Annotated in this window: 15 protein-coding genes and 1 tRNA gene; 7 read left to right on the top strand and 9 right to left on the bottom strand. The window is 60.2% G+C overall.

Going from position 1 to position 16,000, the window contains the following annotated elements:
• Position 1 precedes the first annotated feature (1 nt).
• The 4 genes from HNQ72_RS15120 to HNQ72_RS15105 all read left to right on the top strand — a co-directional run bounded on the left by HNQ72_RS15120 (position 2) and on the right by HNQ72_RS15105 (position 3,284).
• Positions 2 to 841 (top strand): carbohydrate ABC transporter permease, encoded by an 840-nt coding sequence (locus HNQ72_RS15120; RefSeq protein ID WP_183992981.1) that lies wholly within the window; start codon positions 2 to 4, stop codon positions 839 to 841.
• Positions 838 to 1,902 (top strand): Gfo/Idh/MocA family protein, encoded by a 1,065-nt coding sequence (locus tag HNQ72_RS15115; protein ID WP_183992980.1) that lies wholly within the window; start codon positions 838 to 840, stop codon positions 1,900 to 1,902. Before HNQ72_RS15120 ends, HNQ72_RS15115 begins: the two co-directional genes overlap by 4 nt.
• Before the next feature lie 31 nt (positions 1,903 to 1,933).
• Positions 1,934 to 2,935 (top strand): ABC transporter ATP-binding protein, encoded by a 1,002-nt coding sequence (locus HNQ72_RS15110; RefSeq protein WP_183992979.1) that lies wholly within the window; start codon positions 1,934 to 1,936, stop codon positions 2,933 to 2,935.
• A 91-nt stretch (positions 2,936 to 3,026) separates the two neighbouring features.
• A complete protein-coding gene (locus HNQ72_RS15105) occupies positions 3,027 to 3,284 on the top strand; it encodes a hypothetical protein (RefSeq protein ID WP_183992978.1) in 258 nt (85 codons plus the stop codon).
• Between the two features lie 39 nt (positions 3,285 to 3,323).
• Here HNQ72_RS15105 and HNQ72_RS15100 read toward each other — a convergent pair.
• Positions 3,324 to 3,399, bottom strand: a tRNA-Ala gene (locus HNQ72_RS15100).
• Positions 3,400 to 3,551: 152 nt separating this feature from the next.
• Positions 3,552 to 3,944 (bottom strand): TIGR02300 family protein, encoded by a 393-nt coding sequence (locus tag HNQ72_RS15095; RefSeq protein WP_183992977.1) that lies wholly within the window; start codon positions 3,942 to 3,944, stop codon positions 3,552 to 3,554.
• A 228-nt stretch (positions 3,945 to 4,172) separates the two neighbouring features.
• Here HNQ72_RS15095 and aroA point away from each other — a divergent pair, with 228 nt between their 5' ends.
• The 3 genes from aroA to rpsA all read left to right on the top strand — a co-directional run bounded on the left by aroA (position 4,173) and on the right by rpsA (position 8,054).
• On the top strand, positions 4,173 to 5,540 hold the full coding sequence (aroA, locus tag HNQ72_RS15090; RefSeq protein ID WP_183992976.1) for a 3-phosphoshikimate 1-carboxyvinyltransferase: 1,368 nt from the start codon (positions 4,173 to 4,175) through the stop codon (positions 5,538 to 5,540).
• Complete coding sequence (cmk, locus tag HNQ72_RS15085; RefSeq protein ID WP_183992975.1) at positions 5,540 to 6,175, top strand: (d)CMP kinase; 636 nt, start codon at positions 5,540 to 5,542, stop codon at positions 6,173 to 6,175. Before aroA ends, cmk begins: the two co-directional genes overlap by 1 nt.
• 172 nt (positions 6,176 to 6,347) lie before the next feature.
• Complete coding sequence (rpsA, locus tag HNQ72_RS15080) at positions 6,348 to 8,054, top strand: 30S ribosomal protein S1 (RefSeq protein WP_183992974.1); 1,707 nt, start codon at positions 6,348 to 6,350, stop codon at positions 8,052 to 8,054.
• Between the two features lie 101 nt (positions 8,055 to 8,155).
• On the opposite strand, the gene HNQ72_RS15075 is transcribed toward rpsA, so the two are convergent.
• From HNQ72_RS15075 to kduD, 7 genes are all read right to left on the bottom strand, one after another.
• On the bottom strand, positions 8,156 to 9,892 hold the full coding sequence (locus HNQ72_RS15075; protein WP_183992973.1) for a hypothetical protein: 1,737 nt from the start codon (positions 9,890 to 9,892) through the stop codon (positions 8,156 to 8,158).
• Between the two features lie 206 nt (positions 9,893 to 10,098).
• Positions 10,099 to 10,725, bottom strand: a complete 627-nt coding sequence (locus HNQ72_RS15070; protein ID WP_183993160.1) for a ribonuclease D — start codon at positions 10,723 to 10,725, stop codon at positions 10,099 to 10,101.
• A 446-nt stretch (positions 10,726 to 11,171) separates the two neighbouring features.
• Positions 11,172 to 12,164 (bottom strand): Ldh family oxidoreductase, encoded by a 993-nt coding sequence (locus HNQ72_RS15065; protein WP_183992972.1) that lies wholly within the window; start codon positions 12,162 to 12,164, stop codon positions 11,172 to 11,174.
• Positions 12,165 to 12,260: 96 nt separating this feature from the next.
• The gene (locus tag HNQ72_RS15060) at positions 12,261 to 13,193 is read right to left on the bottom strand and encodes an energy transducer TonB family protein (protein WP_183992971.1); all 933 of its coding nucleotides are present in this window, start codon (positions 13,191 to 13,193) and stop codon (positions 12,261 to 12,263) included.
• Entirely contained in the window at positions 13,190 to 13,705 is a 516-nt protein-coding gene (gene exbD, locus HNQ72_RS15055; protein ID WP_183992970.1) for a TonB system transport protein ExbD, read from the bottom strand. Before exbD ends, HNQ72_RS15060 begins: the two co-directional genes overlap by 4 nt.
• 4 nt (positions 13,706 to 13,709) lie before the next feature.
• Positions 13,710 to 14,900 (bottom strand): tonB-system energizer ExbB, encoded by a 1,191-nt coding sequence (gene exbB / locus HNQ72_RS15050; RefSeq protein ID WP_373289438.1) that lies wholly within the window; start codon positions 14,898 to 14,900, stop codon positions 13,710 to 13,712.
• 335 nt (positions 14,901 to 15,235) lie between these two features.
• A complete protein-coding gene (gene kduD, locus HNQ72_RS15045; protein WP_183992969.1) occupies positions 15,236 to 15,994 on the bottom strand; it encodes a 2-dehydro-3-deoxy-D-gluconate 5-dehydrogenase KduD in 759 nt (252 codons plus the stop codon).
• Positions 15,995 to 16,000 lie beyond the last annotated feature (6 nt).

Below are 16,000 nucleotides of genomic sequence, written 5' to 3'. Positions count from 1 at the left end.
CATGGCAACAGCCCGCACCTCGTACCTGCGCACCGGACTGATCCATCTGGCCCTGATCAGCTACACGCTGATCGCGCTCTTCCCGGTCTTTCTCACGCTGGTCAACTCGTTCAAGACCCGCAACGCCATCTTCCGCGAACCGATGGCGATCCCGACGCCCTCGACCTTCAGTCTCGTCGGTTACGAGACCGTGCTGAAACAGGGCGATTTCATCGGCTATTTCCAGAATAGCCTGATTGTCACCGTAGTCTCCATCGCGCTCGTGCTGCTCTTCGGCGCCATGGCCGCCTTCGCGCTGTCGGAATACCGTTTTCGCGGCAATCTGCTGATGGGGCTTTATCTGGCGCTCGGCATCATGATCCCGATTCGATTAGGCACCGTCGCCATCCTGCAGGGCGTGGTGGCGGCCGGCCTCGTCAACACTCTGACGGCTCTGGTTCTGGTCTATACGGCGCAAGGCCTGCCGCTCGCCATCTTCATCCTGTCGGAATTCATGCGCACGGTCTCCGATGACCTGAAAAATGCCGGGCGCATAGACGGCCTGTCGGAATACGCGATCTTCTTCCGCCTCGTCCTGCCGCTGGTGCGTCCGGCCATGGCGACGGTTGCCGTCTTCACCATGATCCCGATCTGGAACGATCTCTGGTTCCCGCTGATCCTCGCACCGGGTGAAGCGACCAAGACCGTGACATTGGGCGCACAGATGTTCATCGGCCAGTTCGTTACCAACTGGAACGCGGTTCTCTCGGCCCTATCGCTCGCCATCCTGCCGGTTCTGGTTCTCTATGTCATCTTCTCCCGCCAGCTGATCCGCGGCATCACTTCTGGAGCCGTCAAATGAGTGAGACGAATAAACCCGTTCGCGTTCTCGTCGCGGGTCTCGGCAATATGGGCCGCAGCCATGCGCTCGCCTATCACAACGATCCGGGCTTCGAGATCGTCGGGCTGGTCAACCGCTCTGTGCCGAAACTCGATCCGGCGCTGTCGGGCTACGAGATTCATCCTGATTTCTTGGATGCACTGGCGGAGCTGAAGCCCGATCTCTGCTCGATCTGCACCTATTCCGACAGCCATGCTGATTATGCCGTTGCCGCCTTCGAGGCCGGCTGCCACGTCTTTGTCGAAAAGCCTCTGGCGACCACGGTTGCCGATGCCGAGCGGGTCGTGGCAGCCGCGAAGGCTGCGGACAGGAAACTGGTGATCGGTTACATCCTGCGCCATCACCCGTCCTGGATCCGGCTGATCGAGGAAGCGCGCAAGCTCGGCCCGCCTTACGTCTTCCGCATGAACCTCAACCAGCAATCCTCTGGCCCGACCTGGGACGTTCACAAGGCGCTGATGAACACGACGCCGCCGATCGTCGATTGCGGCGTGCATTATGTCGATGTCATGTGCCAGATCACCGATGCGAAGCCGGTGGAGGTTCGTGGCATGGGTCTGCGCCTTTCCGACGAGATCGCGCCGGACATGTATAATTACGGTCATCTGCAGGTGATTTTCGACGACAGATCCGTCGGCTGGTACGAGGCCGGCTGGGGGCCGATGATCTCGGAAACCGCCTTCTTCGTGAAGGATGTCATATCGCCCAAGGGCTCGGTCTCGATCGTCATGGATCCGAATGCCAAGTCGGACGACATCGACACCCACACGAAAACCGCGGTCATCCGTCTGCACAGCGCAGACACCGGCCCCGACGGGAAATTCATCCGCCCCGACGAGGATATGAGGATGGCCGGTGAGCCGGGCCACCAGGAACTCTGCGATCTGGAACAGGCCTATATGCTGCGGGCCATCCGCGAAAATATCGATCTCACCCGGCACATGGACGATGCGGTTCAATCGCTGAGGATCTGCCTTGCGGCGGACGAAAGCGCCCGCACGGGCAAACCTGTCCATCTCTGACGCCGGTACGGAATTTTAAAGGAAGACGCTCTTGGGTTCGCTGCAACTGACATCCATCCGCAAGGCCTTCGGTGACCACGAGGTGCTGAAGGGTATCGATCTCGACGTCAAGGAAGGCGAATTCGTCATCTTCGTCGGCCCGTCCGGCTGCGGCAAGTCCACGCTGCTTCGGGTCATCGCAGGTCTTGAGGATGCCACTTCCGGTTCGATCCGTATCGACGGCCAGGAAGTGGCGACCGTGCCGCCCGCCAAGCGCGGTATCGCCATGGTCTTCCAGTCATACGCGCTTTATCCGCACCTGACGGTCAAGGACAATATGGGCCTTGGCCTGAAGCAGGCCGGCACACCGAAAGCGGAGATCGAGGAGCGTGTGACGAAAGCCTCGTCGATGCTGTCGCTCGATCCCTATCTTGCTCGCCGCCCGGCAGAGCTTTCCGGCGGCCAGCGCCAGCGCGTGGCGATCGGCCGCGCCATCGTGCGTGAACCGAGCCTGTTTCTCTTCGATGAGCCACTGTCCAACCTCGATGCGGCATTGCGCGTCCAGACAAGGCTGGAAATCGCCCGCCTGCACAAGCGCCTCAAGGCGACGATGATCTATGTGACGCACGACCAGGTGGAGGCGATGACGCTTGCCGACAAGATTGTCGTGCTGAATGCCGGTGCGATCGAGCAGGTCGGCTCGCCGATGGATCTCTACAACAAGCCTGCCAATATGTTCGTCGCCGGTTTCATCGGCTCGCCGCAAATGAATTTTATCCCGGCGGAACGGCTGGGCGAGGCGGGAGCGAAGACGGTCGGCATCCGTCCGGAACATATCGCCCTGTCACGGGAGGCGGGCGACTGGAAAGGCAAGGTCGTCCATGCCGAACATCTCGGTGCCGATACCATCCTCTATCTCGAAACGGAGCAGGCTGGCCTCGTGACGGTACGTCTGTTCGGTGAGCATCGTTATGGTGCGGACGACATTGTCTTCGCCACACCGGACAAGGCCTTCATGCACCGGTTCGACGTAAACGACCGGGCAATTGCATAAAAGCGGCCCTCATCAATCTGTAAGACCCGGACTTTGATCTCGATCGAGAACCTTATGCCGTCCTCTGCGTTAATAAGGCAGAGGAAGGGTCATGATAACAGCATCTGTACTGCTCATCACTTTCGGATTGTTCTGCACTCTGGTCGCATTGGTGATCCGCCAAAAGGCAATCGCATATCGCGACCATTATCGCGATGAATTTGCCTTGAACGAACTTGCACTCAAGGGGGCGGCGCGCAGCAAGCGACCGCTGCAGGCCGAATCGACGCGTCTTCGCAATGCCGCCCTGGCAAGGCGAAAGGTTGACCGTGCTTGCATGGCGCATACGCACAAATTCAAGCACGCTTGAGTTTTGGTTCAAATCTCTGATTTATCGTCTGGGAAGATTTGGTGGAGCTAAGCGGGATCGAACCGCTGACCTCTTGCATGCCATGCAAGCGCTCTCCCAGCTGAGCTATAGCCCCATCAGGGTGGTCCGGTATTTTCCGGTCCTGGGAAACTTCGAAGCGATGTTTGCTCCGGAAGTGGCGGCTTATTACTTCGCCATTTTTGGAAGTGCAAGCCGAAAAATCAAACGCCCGACAATTTTTCTGAAATTGTCGGGCGTTAGCGTCAATTACTGTTCGTCGTCGTCGCCGCCGACACCGATAATGCCGGTCATGTCGTCGTCGTCTTCGTCTTCCTGCTCAAGGAAGGTGTCGTCTTCGTCGTCGCCGATATCAACGTCATCGTCATCGCCCATATCCGGGATGTCGTCACCGCTGTTGTCGCCGTCGGCGTCTTCCTGCGAAACGACTTCGGCTTCCTGGCTCTCGCTATCGACTTCCTTGATGTCGTCCTCGTCTTCGGCAGCCTCCTCCATCTTGATGGCGGCGCTGTGTTCAGCGAAGAAGGACAGCGGCCAGGCCTTGCCCGTATAGGGAGAAACGACCGGATCACGGTTCAGGTCGTAGAACTTCTTTCCGGTATCCGGGTCGGTACGTTTGGTTCCGAGTTCCGCTTTTGCCACTGTTAAGCCTCATGAGCCGGCCGATCAGATCGGCGCGCCGCGGGTGCGGCGATGGATGAATGGGTGAAAAATCTAAGCCGGTCCCCTTAAGGCTAACGGCTCTTGATGTCAAAGCCAAACTTTCCGGGCTTTCTTGCCCTCCTTGAGCCAACAAGCGGATGACCGCCAAAACGCTTTATGATAACGACGGCGCAAAATTCAGAAACGCTTGAGGAATAGGGACACTCAATGTCGCATGGTATCGCGTTGAAGCCGGCAAAGTCGGCTCGCTCGGAAGCTCTTAAAGGAACGATCCGGATTCCCGGCGACAAATCGATCTCGCACCGCTCCTTCATGTTCGGCGGTCTCGCCTCGGGCGAAACCCGCATCACCGGCCTTCTGGAAGGCGAAGATGTCATCAACACCGGCAAGGCGATGCGCGCCATGGGCGCCAGGATCGAAAAGGTCGGCGCCGAGTGGATCATTCAAGGTACCGGCAATGGCGCGCTTCTGGCACCCGAAGCGCCGCTCGATTTCGGCAACGCCGGCACCGGCTGCCGCCTCACCATGGGTCTGGTCGGCGTCTACGATTTCGCCTCGACCTTCATCGGCGACGCATCGCTTTCCAAGCGCCCGATGGGCCGCGTCTTGAACCCGCTGCGCGAAATGGGCGTGCAGGTCTCTTCGACCGAAGGCGACCGCTTGCCGGTGACGCTGCATGGCCCGAAGACCCCGAACCCGATCACCTACCGCGTGCCGATGGCATCCGCGCAGGTGAAGTCGGCAGTGCTTCTCGCCGGCCTCAACACGCCGGGCATCACCACCGTCATCGAACCGGTCATGACCCGCGACCATACGGAAAAGATGCTGCAGGGGTTTGGCGCCGATCTTACGGTCGAGACCGATGCCGAAGGCGTTCGCACCATCCGCCTCGTCGGTCGCGGCCAGCTCAAGGGTCAGGTCATCGACGTGCCGGGCGATCCGTCTTCGACGGCCTTCCCGCTGGTGGCTGCAATTCTGACGCCCGGTTCGGATGTCACCATTCTCAACGTCCTGATGAACCCGACCCGAACCGGCCTGATCCTGACGCTGCAGGAAATGGGCGCCGATATCGAAGTGCAGAACGCACGCCTTGCCGGTGGCGAGGATGTCGCCGATCTGCGGGTACGATATTCCGAGCTGAAGGGCGTTACCGTTCCGGCCGATCGCGCGCCGTCGATGATCGACGAATATCCGGTTCTGGCTGTTGCCGCCGCCTATGCGTCGGGCACCACCACCATGCTTGGCCTCGAAGAACTGCGGGTGAAGGAATCCGACCGTCTTTCGGCCGTCGCCGAAGGCTTGAAGCTCAACGGCGTCGATTGCGATGAAGGCAAGGAAACGCTGGTCGTTCGCGGCCGTCCGGGCGGCAAGGGTTATGGCAATGCGCAGGGCAAGTCCGTCGTCACCCATCTCGATCACCGTATCGCCATGAGCTTCCTCGTGCTCGGCCTCGCCTCGGAACACCCGGTCACTGTCGACGATGCCTCGATCATCGCCACCAGCTTCCCGGAATTCATGGATCTGATGACCGGCCTCGGCGCGAAGATCGATGCCGTGGAAGGTGAGGGCGCCTGATGGGCGTCGTCATTGCCATTGATGGGCCGGCGGCAGCGGGCAAAGGCACGTTGTCGCGCCAGATTGCCGAGACCTACGGTTTCCATCATCTGGACACCGGCCTGACCTATCGCGCCACCGCCAAGGCGCTTCTCGATGCCGGCCTGCCGCTGGATGATGAGGCTGTCGCGGAAAAGATGGCCCGCGAGGTCGAACTTGCCGGCCTCGATCGCGATATCCTGTCGGCCCATGCCATCGGTGAGGCGGCGTCGAAGATTGCCGTCATGCCGAAAGTGCGCCGCGCGCTGGTAGAGGCCCAGCAGGCGTTTTCGGAAAAGGCGCCCGGCACGGTTCTCGATGGTCGCGATATCGGCACTGTCGTTTGCCCCGATGCGACGGTAAAACTCTATGTCACGGCCTCTGCCGACGTGCGCGCAAAACGCCGTTATGACGAGATCATCGCCAAGGGCGGCGAGGCGAGTTATGATGATATCTTCGCCGATGTGAAGAAGCGCGACGAGCGCGACATGGGTCGCGCCGACAGCCCTTTGAAGCCGGCAGATGACGCACACTTGCTAGATACCTCTAAAATGGGTATAGAGGCCGCGTTTCAGGCCGCGAAATCGTTCATCGACGTCGCCCTGACAAAGAATTGACGAACTGCCGGGAGACCGGCCTTTCGTTTAAAGAGATCCCGCAGTTCAGTCCCAGCGCCGGATAGCCTCCCACGCAACAGTCGTAGAGAGAGGCGGGCCTGGACTTCGGGCGTGTTTAACACGAACCACCGGCGCATGCGTGTCCTTGCTTAGGACACGATCAGGAGATTTCATGGCAGTAACTAACCCCACGCGCGAAGACTTTGCAGCTCTTCTCGAGGAATCCTTCGCATCCAACGATCTGGCCGAAGGCTACGTTACCAAAGGTCTGGTAACGGCAATCGAGAAGGACATGGCAGTTGTCGACGTCGGCCTCAAGGTCGAAGGTCGCATCGCGCTTAAGGAATTCGGCGCCAAGGGCAAAGACGGTTCGCTGAAGGTCGGCGACGAAGTCGAAGTCTATGTCGAGCGCATCGAAAACGCTCTCGGCGAAGCCGTTCTGTCGCGCGAAAAGGCTCGTCGCGAAGAAAGCTGGGTCAAGCTCGAAGCCAAGTTCGAAGCTGGCGAGCGCGTTGAAGGCGTTATCTTCAACCAGGTCAAGGGTGGTTTCACCGTCGATCTCGACGGCGCCGTTGCCTTCCTGCCGCGTTCGCAGGTCGACATCCGTCCGATCCGCGACGTTACCCCGCTCATGCACAACCCGCAGCCCTTCGAAATCCTCAAGATGGACAAGCGTCGCGGCAACATCGTTGTTTCGCGCCGTACGGTTCTCGAAGAGTCGCGTGCCGAGCAGCGTTCTGAAATCGTTCAGAACCTCGAAGAAGGCCAGGTTGTTGACGGCGTCGTCAAGAACATCACCGATTACGGTGCGTTCGTTGACCTCGGCGGCATCGACGGCCTGCTGCACGTCACCGACATGGCATGGCGCCGTGTGAACCATCCGTCGGAAATCCTGTCCATTGGCCAGTCGGTCAAGGTTCAGATCATCCGCATCAACCAGGAAACCCACCGTATCTCGCTCGGCATGAAGCAGCTCGAGTCGGATCCGTGGGATGGCATTGCGGCCAAGTACCCGATCGGCAAGAAGATCTCCGGTACCGTCACGAACATCACCGATTACGGTGCATTCGTAGAGCTGGAGCCGGGCATCGAAGGCCTGATCCACATCTCCGAAATGTCCTGGACCAAGAAGAACGTACACCCCGGCAAGATCCTGTCCACGAGCCAGGAAGTCGACGTTGTCGTTCTCGAAGTCGACCCGTCCAAGCGTCGTATTTCGCTCGGCCTCAAGCAGACCCTGGAAAACCCGTGGCAGGCATTCGCCTACTCGCATCCGGCCGGCACTGAAGTCGAAGGCGAAGTCAAGAACAAGACCGAATTCGGCCTGTTCATCGGCCTCGAAGGCGACGTTGACGGCATGGTTCACCTTTCCGATCTGGATTGGAACCGTCCGGGCGAACAGGTCATCGAAGAGTTCAACAAGGGTGACGTCGTCAAGGCTGTCGTTCTCGATGTTGACGTCGAGAAGGAGCGTATCTCGCTCGGCATCAAGCAGCTCGGCAAGGATGCCGTTGGTGATGCAGCCGCTTCCGGCGACCTGCGCAAGAACGCTGTCGTTTCGGCTGAAATCATCGCCGTCAACGACGGTGGCATCGAAGTGAAGCTCGTTGCCCACGAAGACCTCGTTGCCTTCATCCGCCGCGCTGACCTCGCTCGCGATCGCGACGACCAGCGTCCGGAGCGTTTCTCGGTTGGCCAGGTTGTCGACGCCCGCGTCGTCAACTTCTCCAAGAAGGACCGCAAGGTCATGCTTTCCATCAAGGCGCTCGAAATCGCCGAAGAGAAGGAAGCAGTTGCACAGTTCGGTTCGTCCGACTCGGGCGCTTCGCTCGGCGACATTCTGGGCGCAGCCCTGAAGAACCGCGGCAGCAACGAGTAATCGTCGTTTCCTGAAATAAAAGAAGCCGCCGGATCGAAAGGTCCGGCGGCTTTTTCATGATCACTTGTAAAAGCCGAACACGTGCTCGGCAGATTTCCGGATTACGTCCAGCCGGCCATGCGCCAGTATAGATCGCTCGGTTGCACCTCGGGCACGTCCGCTTCCAGCCTGGCCTCGCCGGCTCGGTATCCTGCCGCCTTCTCTGCCCTGGTCATCGTATCGCTGATGATTTCCTCACCCTCGGTATCATCATCCTGCGGCTCCTCGCCTTCCGGCTCGTGCTCGTCGCCAAAAGCGTGCTGCTGTGATGATTCGTCCTGCTCTTCGTCTTCCAGCGCCTCGATCGGTTCGGCCTGCCGCTCTCTATGTCTCGGTTCTTCATCGGCAGGTGGATAGGCTGCGACATAGGGCCAGGGAAGAGCTTCGCGTGCCTGTGTCGGCACGGTGTTCGCAGCAACCGCCAGCGCCGCCATATTCTGTTCCGGCATATCCGCCCTCGCTGCCACAGCCGCGGCACGGGCGGCATCTGGCGTGGCGCCGTTGGCGGTTTGCGGTGATGCCGCCGTCTGTCCGCCATGAGATGTACTTGCGGAAGGCGCGTTACCGGCCGCACGCTGTTGATCGGCAAGTCCGTCATCCGTTGCAGTCTGGACCGCAGGCGAGGACATCGGTAGATGCTTGGTTTCCGGCAGATCGAGTTCGGACAGGGCCGTCGCCAGCCAGTTTGCCAGTTTCAGCAGGGTCTGATCGGAAAGCGACGACCAGAGACGCGCAGGGACCGGTATGTCCAGCTTGAACATTTCCACCGCGGTGCGCGCCAGAGCCTGCATTTCTTCGGGTTCGGTTGCCACTGCCTGCTGGGCGACCTGGGTTGCCGAGATTTGCAACTGATTGCTGATTACCGTCGTGGGTGTGCTGGCTCTGCCGGGAATGATATCGGGTCGCACCGCATTTGCCTGGGATCCATCCTTCAAGCCAGTCATGGACATTGTCGGCTTTGCTGCTGCAACTGCTTCACTTGTCGGGGTAACTGGACGACTGGTTGGGGCCTGCGACGCCGATGCAATGGCTGGGCCGGTTATCGAGCTTGCAGGTTTCGATGCCTGCTCCGCCTGTTGCGGCTTGAGTTCAGGTGATGCGGGGGCCGGGGCTGGTGAACGTTGATTCTGGCCTTCGCCAAGCTTCGGCGAAGCTTCGTTCCCGGCCGGCTGGCGAAGCGAGGCAATATGGTCGTCGTTCGAAGTTGTTTGTGTTGGACTTATCTGGCCGGTCTGTGCAGCCGTAGGGCTCGCAGCTTGCTGCAGACGCGGACCATTGCCCGCTGGCGGTGTGTCAGTACTTCCATTCTGCCGATAGAAACTGACGACGGTCTTGGCCGCGAGATCGCGCTGGGCAATGTTCGCGGTCTCTATATGCGCCGCAAGCCGGGCGGCTGCCGGGCCTGAAGGTTCTTTTAGGATTTCAGCCATCAACCGCAGGGAAATGCCCTTGACGATCTGGTTGAGCAGCCGCTCCACATTGGCGACCTCCTGCGGCTTCAGCGCCTGAACGGCTTCGAAAAGGCGTGCCGTATAGTCGATCAGCGTTTCGTTTTCCCGCCGCGGTGTCTTCAACAGCTTGCCGATCGTCTCGGCAAGGATGGAGGACCCCTGCGCCAGCTTGAGTTGAGCCGACAGCGAGGCGGCATCGAGCCGCGCGCCTGAGAGGACAGCGTTGCTTATCGACTGCGACTGCGCGGACGCTGGCGATGAGGTCACGCGCGCAGGGTTGACTGTAGCCTGCGTCTGGTTCTGGTAATCTGCAGTCGAACTCAACGCGGCACGAACGGGTGGCAGCATCGCATGCTCCATCTGTTATCTGCGACGGTGGAACAGTTCGGCCGTGTTTGGGTAATGGTGCGACGGCTGTCGCTACGCCTCATGGCGGGATGATGCCGATTGACAGACGTTAAACGGAAATGGTTAACGGTCGGCTAATTATCGTTGATCTCGTGTCGGGAGCCCGGCAAACGGCCAGCGCCGCCTGCCGGAACTGGCGGCATGGCTCAGCTATGCGCGAAAATATCTGTCTCTTCCCAACCGAGAAGATCAAGTCGTGCGCGTGTCGGCAGGAACTCGAAGCAGGCGGTGGCAAGATCCGTGCGGTTGTCGCGGATCAGCCGCATGGTCAGCTTGTCGCGCAAGGCATGTAGATAAAGCACGTCCGAGGCCGCATATTCGAGCTGCGCCTGTGATAGCGTTTCCGCCGCCCAATCGGTCTGCTGCTGGGCCTTGGAAATGTCGACCTCGACCAGTTCTCTCAGATTGTCCTTCAGCCCGTGACGATCGGTATAGGTTCGGGTCAGGCGTGAAGCGATCTTGGTGCAGAAGACCGGCGTGGCCAATACCCCGAACGTATGGAAAAGCACGGCGATATCGAATCGGCCGTAGTGAAAGATCTTCTGCCGCGACGAATCAGCCAGAAGCGCGACGAGGTTGGGCGCCTGATTCTGTCCAGCAGCAATGCGAATGACGTCGGCCGTGCCGTCCCCGGGAGATAATTGCACAACACATAGGCGATCACGACGTGGGATGAGGCCAAGCGTTTCGGTATCGATTGCCACCGCACCCGTGTAGCGGGCCGCTGCCGTCGCCGGAAGATCTCCCTCGTGATAGCGAATTTCAGCCATAATCCCGCCTTTCCAAGCATTTGAATCGATATTGCCTATAATCCAGCTTTGCGCATATCGATATAGTGATGATTGCTGCCATGATATCGCCGCCATGGGCAAATGCTCAGCTTTGCACCTAATGCATTGCTGCAATGCGCCTAACCGGCTTGGCGAGCATACCAGTATTAGCCTATATACCACTCATCGAACGACGCACTCCTCCTCCCAGTGTCGTTCGATACGGATCGACAACATCCTCCTCCTCCCAGTTGTCGATCAAGTTTAAAGCCTGGCGCATCCTCCTCCCGCGCCAGGCTTTTCGCTTTTCTGGAGGGTCTTTTCCCGAAAGACAATTGAACGGCAGTGCTACTACGCTTTACCAAAAGCGTTTGATGCCGCCCTGTCGCCTGGCAGAACCCTGAGCCATGCATGTGAGGTAGGCTCAGGGTCGTGGTGTCGTCCTGCGATCAGCGAAGCGCCTCTATCGCCTTCAATACGTCGTCCTCGATCTCTATTCCGTTCGAAAGAGCCTCGGCCCGCAGGCCTTTGCCGCGGCGACCGGGAAGCCGCACGCCGTCCTGCCTAGCCATTTCTTCGGCAAGAGTTGCCATGCGCATGGCCGTGCCGCCGCCATTGGCGGCGTCCGGATCGATTGCGATGATCGAGTGACCGAGTTCCGGCGGTGGCCCGTTTTCATCGAAGAGCGAACTTGCCTCATAGGAAAAATTGGCGCCTGCAAGGCCCGCTGAAAGTATCTCCACCATCAGCGCCAGTGCAGCCCCTTTTGCTCCACCGGAAGGCGCCATCGTGCCTTTAAGCGCTGCTGCAGCGTCCGTGGTGGGGTTTCCGTCAATGTCGAGGGCCCAATCGTCAGGGATGCTCGTTCCCTTCTGGTGGGCTTCCATGACCTTGCCACGTGCGACCTTTGAGAGCGCCAGGTCGATGACCACAGGATCGGCATTTGCGACCGGTACGGCGAATGCAATCGGATTGGTGCCGAAGAGTGGGCTCTTGCCGCCCCAGGGCGCCATTGCGGCCGGTGCATTGGCGAACATCATGGCAATCAGACCCTGTTCGGCAAAACGCTCCACCGTCAGCGCCATTACGCCGGCATGATGGGAGCGACCGATGGCGGCAAAGGCGATGCCCTGATCGCGAACAATGGCTGGAAGTTCGGTGGCCGCAAGATCAAGTGCCGGGTAGGCAAAGCCATGCGCGGCGTCGATCGACATCACCGCGGGGCGAGGGCGCGAGAGGATCGGCTCCGCTTGGCCATCCACTTTTCCGGTGCGAACCTGCTTCACATAAGCCGGAACGCGGCGCAGGCCGTGGCCGGATTGACCGGCAGCTTCCGCCTGGACGAGTGCGTGGGCGACGGAGAACGATGTAGAGGGTCGCACGCCGTTATCTTCGAAGATGCCACGAACCAGCATCCCGGCTTCAGTTAATGTCATATGCATGGGTGAGGGGGTCCAGAAATTCCATGTTGAGACGAGGGACCAGAGGTATCTGGCTCCCCTTCCGAGCGGAGTTTCTAGCCGGACCCTTCTATGCGGTCACTTGCACTCTACCAACTGAGTGAGCGTGCTTGCAACACCGGCGGGTGGTACCGGAATTGGCGAGGCCCTACGAATGGCCGAAGCCATATAATCGTCGATCTGGGCGTTACCGGAGGAGCGTGAAACGGACACGCGTCCGATGTTTCCGCCATTGTCAAAGCTGAAATTGACCATCACCACACCCTTGTCGCCTCCCGGGCAACGGCGAGCGCTGCGGGCAATCTTCGCCCTGACACGCGTCAGCCATCGGGCAGGAGGAACCGACGATGTTGCGACGGAGCCGGTAGAAGATTGGCTTGCGGCATTCCGGTCCGATTGCTGGACCTGCGCCTTGGCCTGAGCCAGCTCTTTTTGAGCTTGCTGCTGTTGCGGCTTGCGGCGTTCCACCTTCTTCGGCTCTTTTTTGGGTTCCGGTTTTTCCGCGATTTCCGGCGGCGGCGGTGGTGGGCGCACAACCGGTAGCGGGACCTCGACATTGTCCAGAGCCGCAGTCATCTGCTCCTCAAGCGGATCGGGCTCTTCGATCGGCTCCGGCGGCGGTTCGGGCTGGGGCTGGGCGATTTCAGGCTCTGGCGGTGTAGGTTCTTCCTTCACCACTTCTTCCGGCGGGGGCTCGACCGGATCCGGAATAGGCTCGGGCTCCTGCTGAACCTCTTCGATAGGCTTGAGCTGCTCGCTCTCCACCTTTTCGGAATCGGTCGAGTCGGGAGAAATCTGCTCTTCCTCCGTGTTCACGGCTTCCGGTTCAGGCGCAAGCTCGATCATGATTGCAGCCGGCGGCGAACTGTCTGCGTCGACGATAGGCTCTTCCTGCATCAGCAGAGCGGCAGCAGCGATATGCGCCGTCAGCACGAATGCGCCGGCGCCTGCCCAGAGTGATATTTCGCCGATCTTCTGTACCCGGCTACGATAGGGGGCGGCTGGGTTCATCGCGAAACCCCTGGTGCTGGCGAAGCCGGTGCGGCAGGCTGGCTTGCTGCGGGTTGACCCGCTGCAGGCTGGGCAGCAGGTGCTGCGGCACCCGGAAGGGTTTCCAGTCCGACCAGCGCGATCTTCAGATAACCGGCATCCCGCAGAAGGTTCATCACTTCCATGAACGGGCCGTAGCCGACAGCCTTGTCGGCACGGAGGAAGATGCGGGTATCCTTGTTGCCGCCGGTAATCGTGTTCAGCCTGGTCGTCAGCTGCTCGCGCGCCACCTGGTCATTGCCGAGATTGAGCGTGAGATCTTCCTGAACCGTCAGATAGAGAGGCTCTTCAGGCCGCTGTGCGGGCTTTGCGCTCGATGCGGGCAGGTCGACATTGACATCGACCGTGGAAAGCGGCGCGGCGACCATGAAGATGATCAGGAGCACCAGCATGACGTCAATAAAGGGCGTCACGTTGATCTCGTGGTTTTCCTGCAATTCCTCGCCGTGATGTTCGCGAATGCCGCCGGCCATGGACTTATTCTCCGGCCATCAGGGACATCGGGGCTGCCTTGCGGCCGCCCGGCGGAACCTTGCGGAAGTCGAGATCGCGGCTCACCAGTCGCTCGACGCCACTGGCTGCATCGGCAAGCAACTGGCGATATCCGGTAACCGAACGGGCAAACAGGTTGTAGATCACGACGGCGGGAATGGCGGCGACGAGGCCGATGGCCGTTGCAAGTAGCGCCTCGGCAATGCCGGGCGCGACGACGGCAAGATTGGTCGTCTGCGTTTCGGAAATGCCGATGAACGAATTCATGATGCCCCAGACCGTGCCGAACAGGCCGACAAAGGGAGCGACCGAGCCGATCGTCGCCAGAATGCCGGTGCCGCGTGCGATACGGCGACCGGCAAAGGCCTCGATGCGCGACAGGGAGGAGCCGACGCGTTCCTTGACGCCGTCGCCTTCGACATGGTCGAGAGCCTCTGCAGACATTCTCATTTCCTCAGCTGCTGCCTGGAGCATGTAGGCGGCAGGACCGCCGCGTCCGGCAGAGGCATCGACAGCTTCGGCGAGCGTACGGGAATTGCGGATGATCTTGATGATGCGGCCAGCGCGGGTGCGGGCGCCGGCAAGTTCGAGCGTCTTGACCAGCCATACGGTCCAGGTTGCCAGCGAAGCGATGGCAAGCCCGATCATGACGCTTTTAACGACCCAGTCCGCCGCCATGAACATGCCCCAGGGCGAAAGGTCGTGCGGGATTGTCAGTACCGGTGTTTCTTCTTCCGCCGGCGCAAGGTCGGTTACCGTTTCCTGCGGCGCAGCCTGGGCCTGTGCGGGCACGGCGCCTGCCTCGGAGCCGGATTCGGCCGGTGTAGAAGCCGATGCGGACTGGGATACGCCGGGAGCCGTTGTCTCGGTCGAGGAAGCAGGCTGGGCGGATTGTGCCGGAGCCTGAGCGGCGGGAGCCGCCTCCGTGGCCGTAGGGGAAGCGGGTGCTGCAGGGCTGGTCGGTGCTGCATTTTCCGCAGGAGCGGAAGGCGCGGTCGGCGTCGTTGCCGGCGCTGCGGCGGGAGCCGTCCGGCCGGTCGTTGGCGCTGCAGACGAAGCCGGAGCCTGCTGCTGTGGTGCATTATCCGTCTGCGGAGTGGTCGGCGCCTGTGGAGCCGGAGCGGAGGTCTGCGCCATCGCCATCGCGCCCAGAAGCGAAAGCGCTGCGGCCGTCATCCCGAGCTGTTTCGCAACCTTGGCAAGGCGGCGATTTCCGGAAAGGGCGGGGACAAGTGCAGCAGACATTGAAAGTGATACTCCGACTATTGCCGAAAGGCATTTTTGCCGGCTCGGCACGACATCATCAGGTCGCAGCCGGCATCGAGGCCAGCAACAGACTATGCTGCTATGCGATAATAAACATGAGTTCAAATGGCAACTAATAAATCTTGAGTGAAGCTGCCAATTTTACCTTCACGACGTCGGGGATGACAGAGCTCAAGGCGAGAATGTATCTGCGCCATCGGAGATGGCGCAGATCAGGCATTCTAAAAACGAGGCCGCGTAAAGACTTAGCGCGCCAGCCAGCCGCCATCCACGGGCAGCACGGTGCCGTGAATGTAGTCCGAGGCCGATGATGCGAGGAAGACTGCTGCACCGCCAAGCTCTTCCGGTTTGCCCCAGTGACCGGCTGGGATGCGCGCCAGAATGGCGGCATTGCGGTCCGGGTCGTCGCGAAGAGCTTCCGTATTGTTGGTCGAGAAATAACCGGGGGCAATGGCGTTGACGTTGATACCCTTACCGGCCCATTCGCAGGCCAGGAGCCGGGTCAGGCCTGCAAGGCCGCTCTTGGACGCCGTATAGGAGGGAATACGGATGCCGCCCTGGAAGGAAAGAAGTGAGGCAATGTTGACAATCTTTCCACCCTTCTCGGCTGCGACGAGCCGCCGGGCGAAGGCTTGCGACAGAAAAAACACGTTCTTCAGGTTCACATCCATCACCGCATCCCAATCAGCCTCGCTGAATTCGAGGGCATCGGCGCGGCGAATAATCCCGGCATTGTTGACGAGAATATCAGCACCTCCGGACCAGGAAGTGGTTTCGTCGAGAATACGTTCGATCGGTTCGAGCGTGGAAAGGTCAGCCGATATGGCGAGGCTCTCGCCGCGGCTGGCGCTGATTGCGGCTTCGGTTTCCGCCATCGATGAGCGACCGACCAGCGCCACCTTGGCCCCGGCCTGGGCAAGGGCAACTGAAATGGCCTGGCCTAAACCGGTATTGGCACCGGTGACAATCGCTGTCTTGCCGGTCAGATCGAACGAAATAGCCATGAAAAC

Origin of the sequence: Aliirhizobium wenxiniae, from assembly GCF_014201355.1 — a bacterium.
GTDB classification, from domain to species: Bacteria; Pseudomonadota; Alphaproteobacteria; order Rhizobiales; family Rhizobiaceae; genus Neorhizobium; species Neorhizobium wenxiniae.
Note: the sequence above shows the minus strand (reverse complement) of the source record. Positions and strands in the feature narration are given on the sequence as shown.

Bases quoted from the DNA above. Each gene is read 5' to 3' on its own strand.
- HNQ72_RS15075 (WP_183992973.1), bottom strand. From the start codon at position 9,892: ATGCTGCCACCCGTTCGTGCCGCGTTGAGTTCGACTGCAGATTACCAG.
- kduD (WP_183992969.1), bottom strand. From the start codon at position 15,994: ATGGCTATTTCGTTCGATCTGACCGGCAAGACAGCGATTGTCACCGGT.
- HNQ72_RS15120 (WP_183992981.1), top strand. From the start codon at position 2: ATGGCAACAGCCCGCACCTCGTACCTGCGCACCGGACTGATCCATCTG.
- HNQ72_RS15115 (WP_183992980.1), top strand. From the start codon at position 838: ATGAGTGAGACGAATAAACCCGTTCGCGTTCTCGTCGCGGGTCTCGGC.
- rpsA (WP_183992974.1), top strand. From the start codon at position 6,348: ATGGCAGTAACTAACCCCACGCGCGAAGACTTTGCAGCTCTTCTCGAG.
- HNQ72_RS15060 (WP_183992971.1), bottom strand. From the start codon at position 13,193: ATGAACCCAGCCGCCCCCTATCGTAGCCGGGTACAGAAGATCGGCGAA.
- cmk (WP_183992975.1), top strand. From the start codon at position 5,540: ATGGGCGTCGTCATTGCCATTGATGGGCCGGCGGCAGCGGGCAAAGGC.
- aroA (WP_183992976.1), top strand. From the start codon at position 4,173: ATGTCGCATGGTATCGCGTTGAAGCCGGCAAAGTCGGCTCGCTCGGAA.
- HNQ72_RS15065 (WP_183992972.1), bottom strand. From the start codon at position 12,164: ATGCATATGACATTAACTGAAGCCGGGATGCTGGTTCGTGGCATCTTC.
- exbD (WP_183992970.1), bottom strand. From the start codon at position 13,705: ATGGCCGGCGGCATTCGCGAACATCACGGCGAGGAATTGCAGGAAAAC.
- HNQ72_RS15105 (WP_183992978.1), top strand. From the start codon at position 3,027: ATGATAACAGCATCTGTACTGCTCATCACTTTCGGATTGTTCTGCACT.
- exbB (WP_373289438.1), bottom strand. From the start codon at position 14,900: ATGACGGCCGCAGCGCTTTCGCTTCTGGGCGCGATGGCGATGGCGCAG.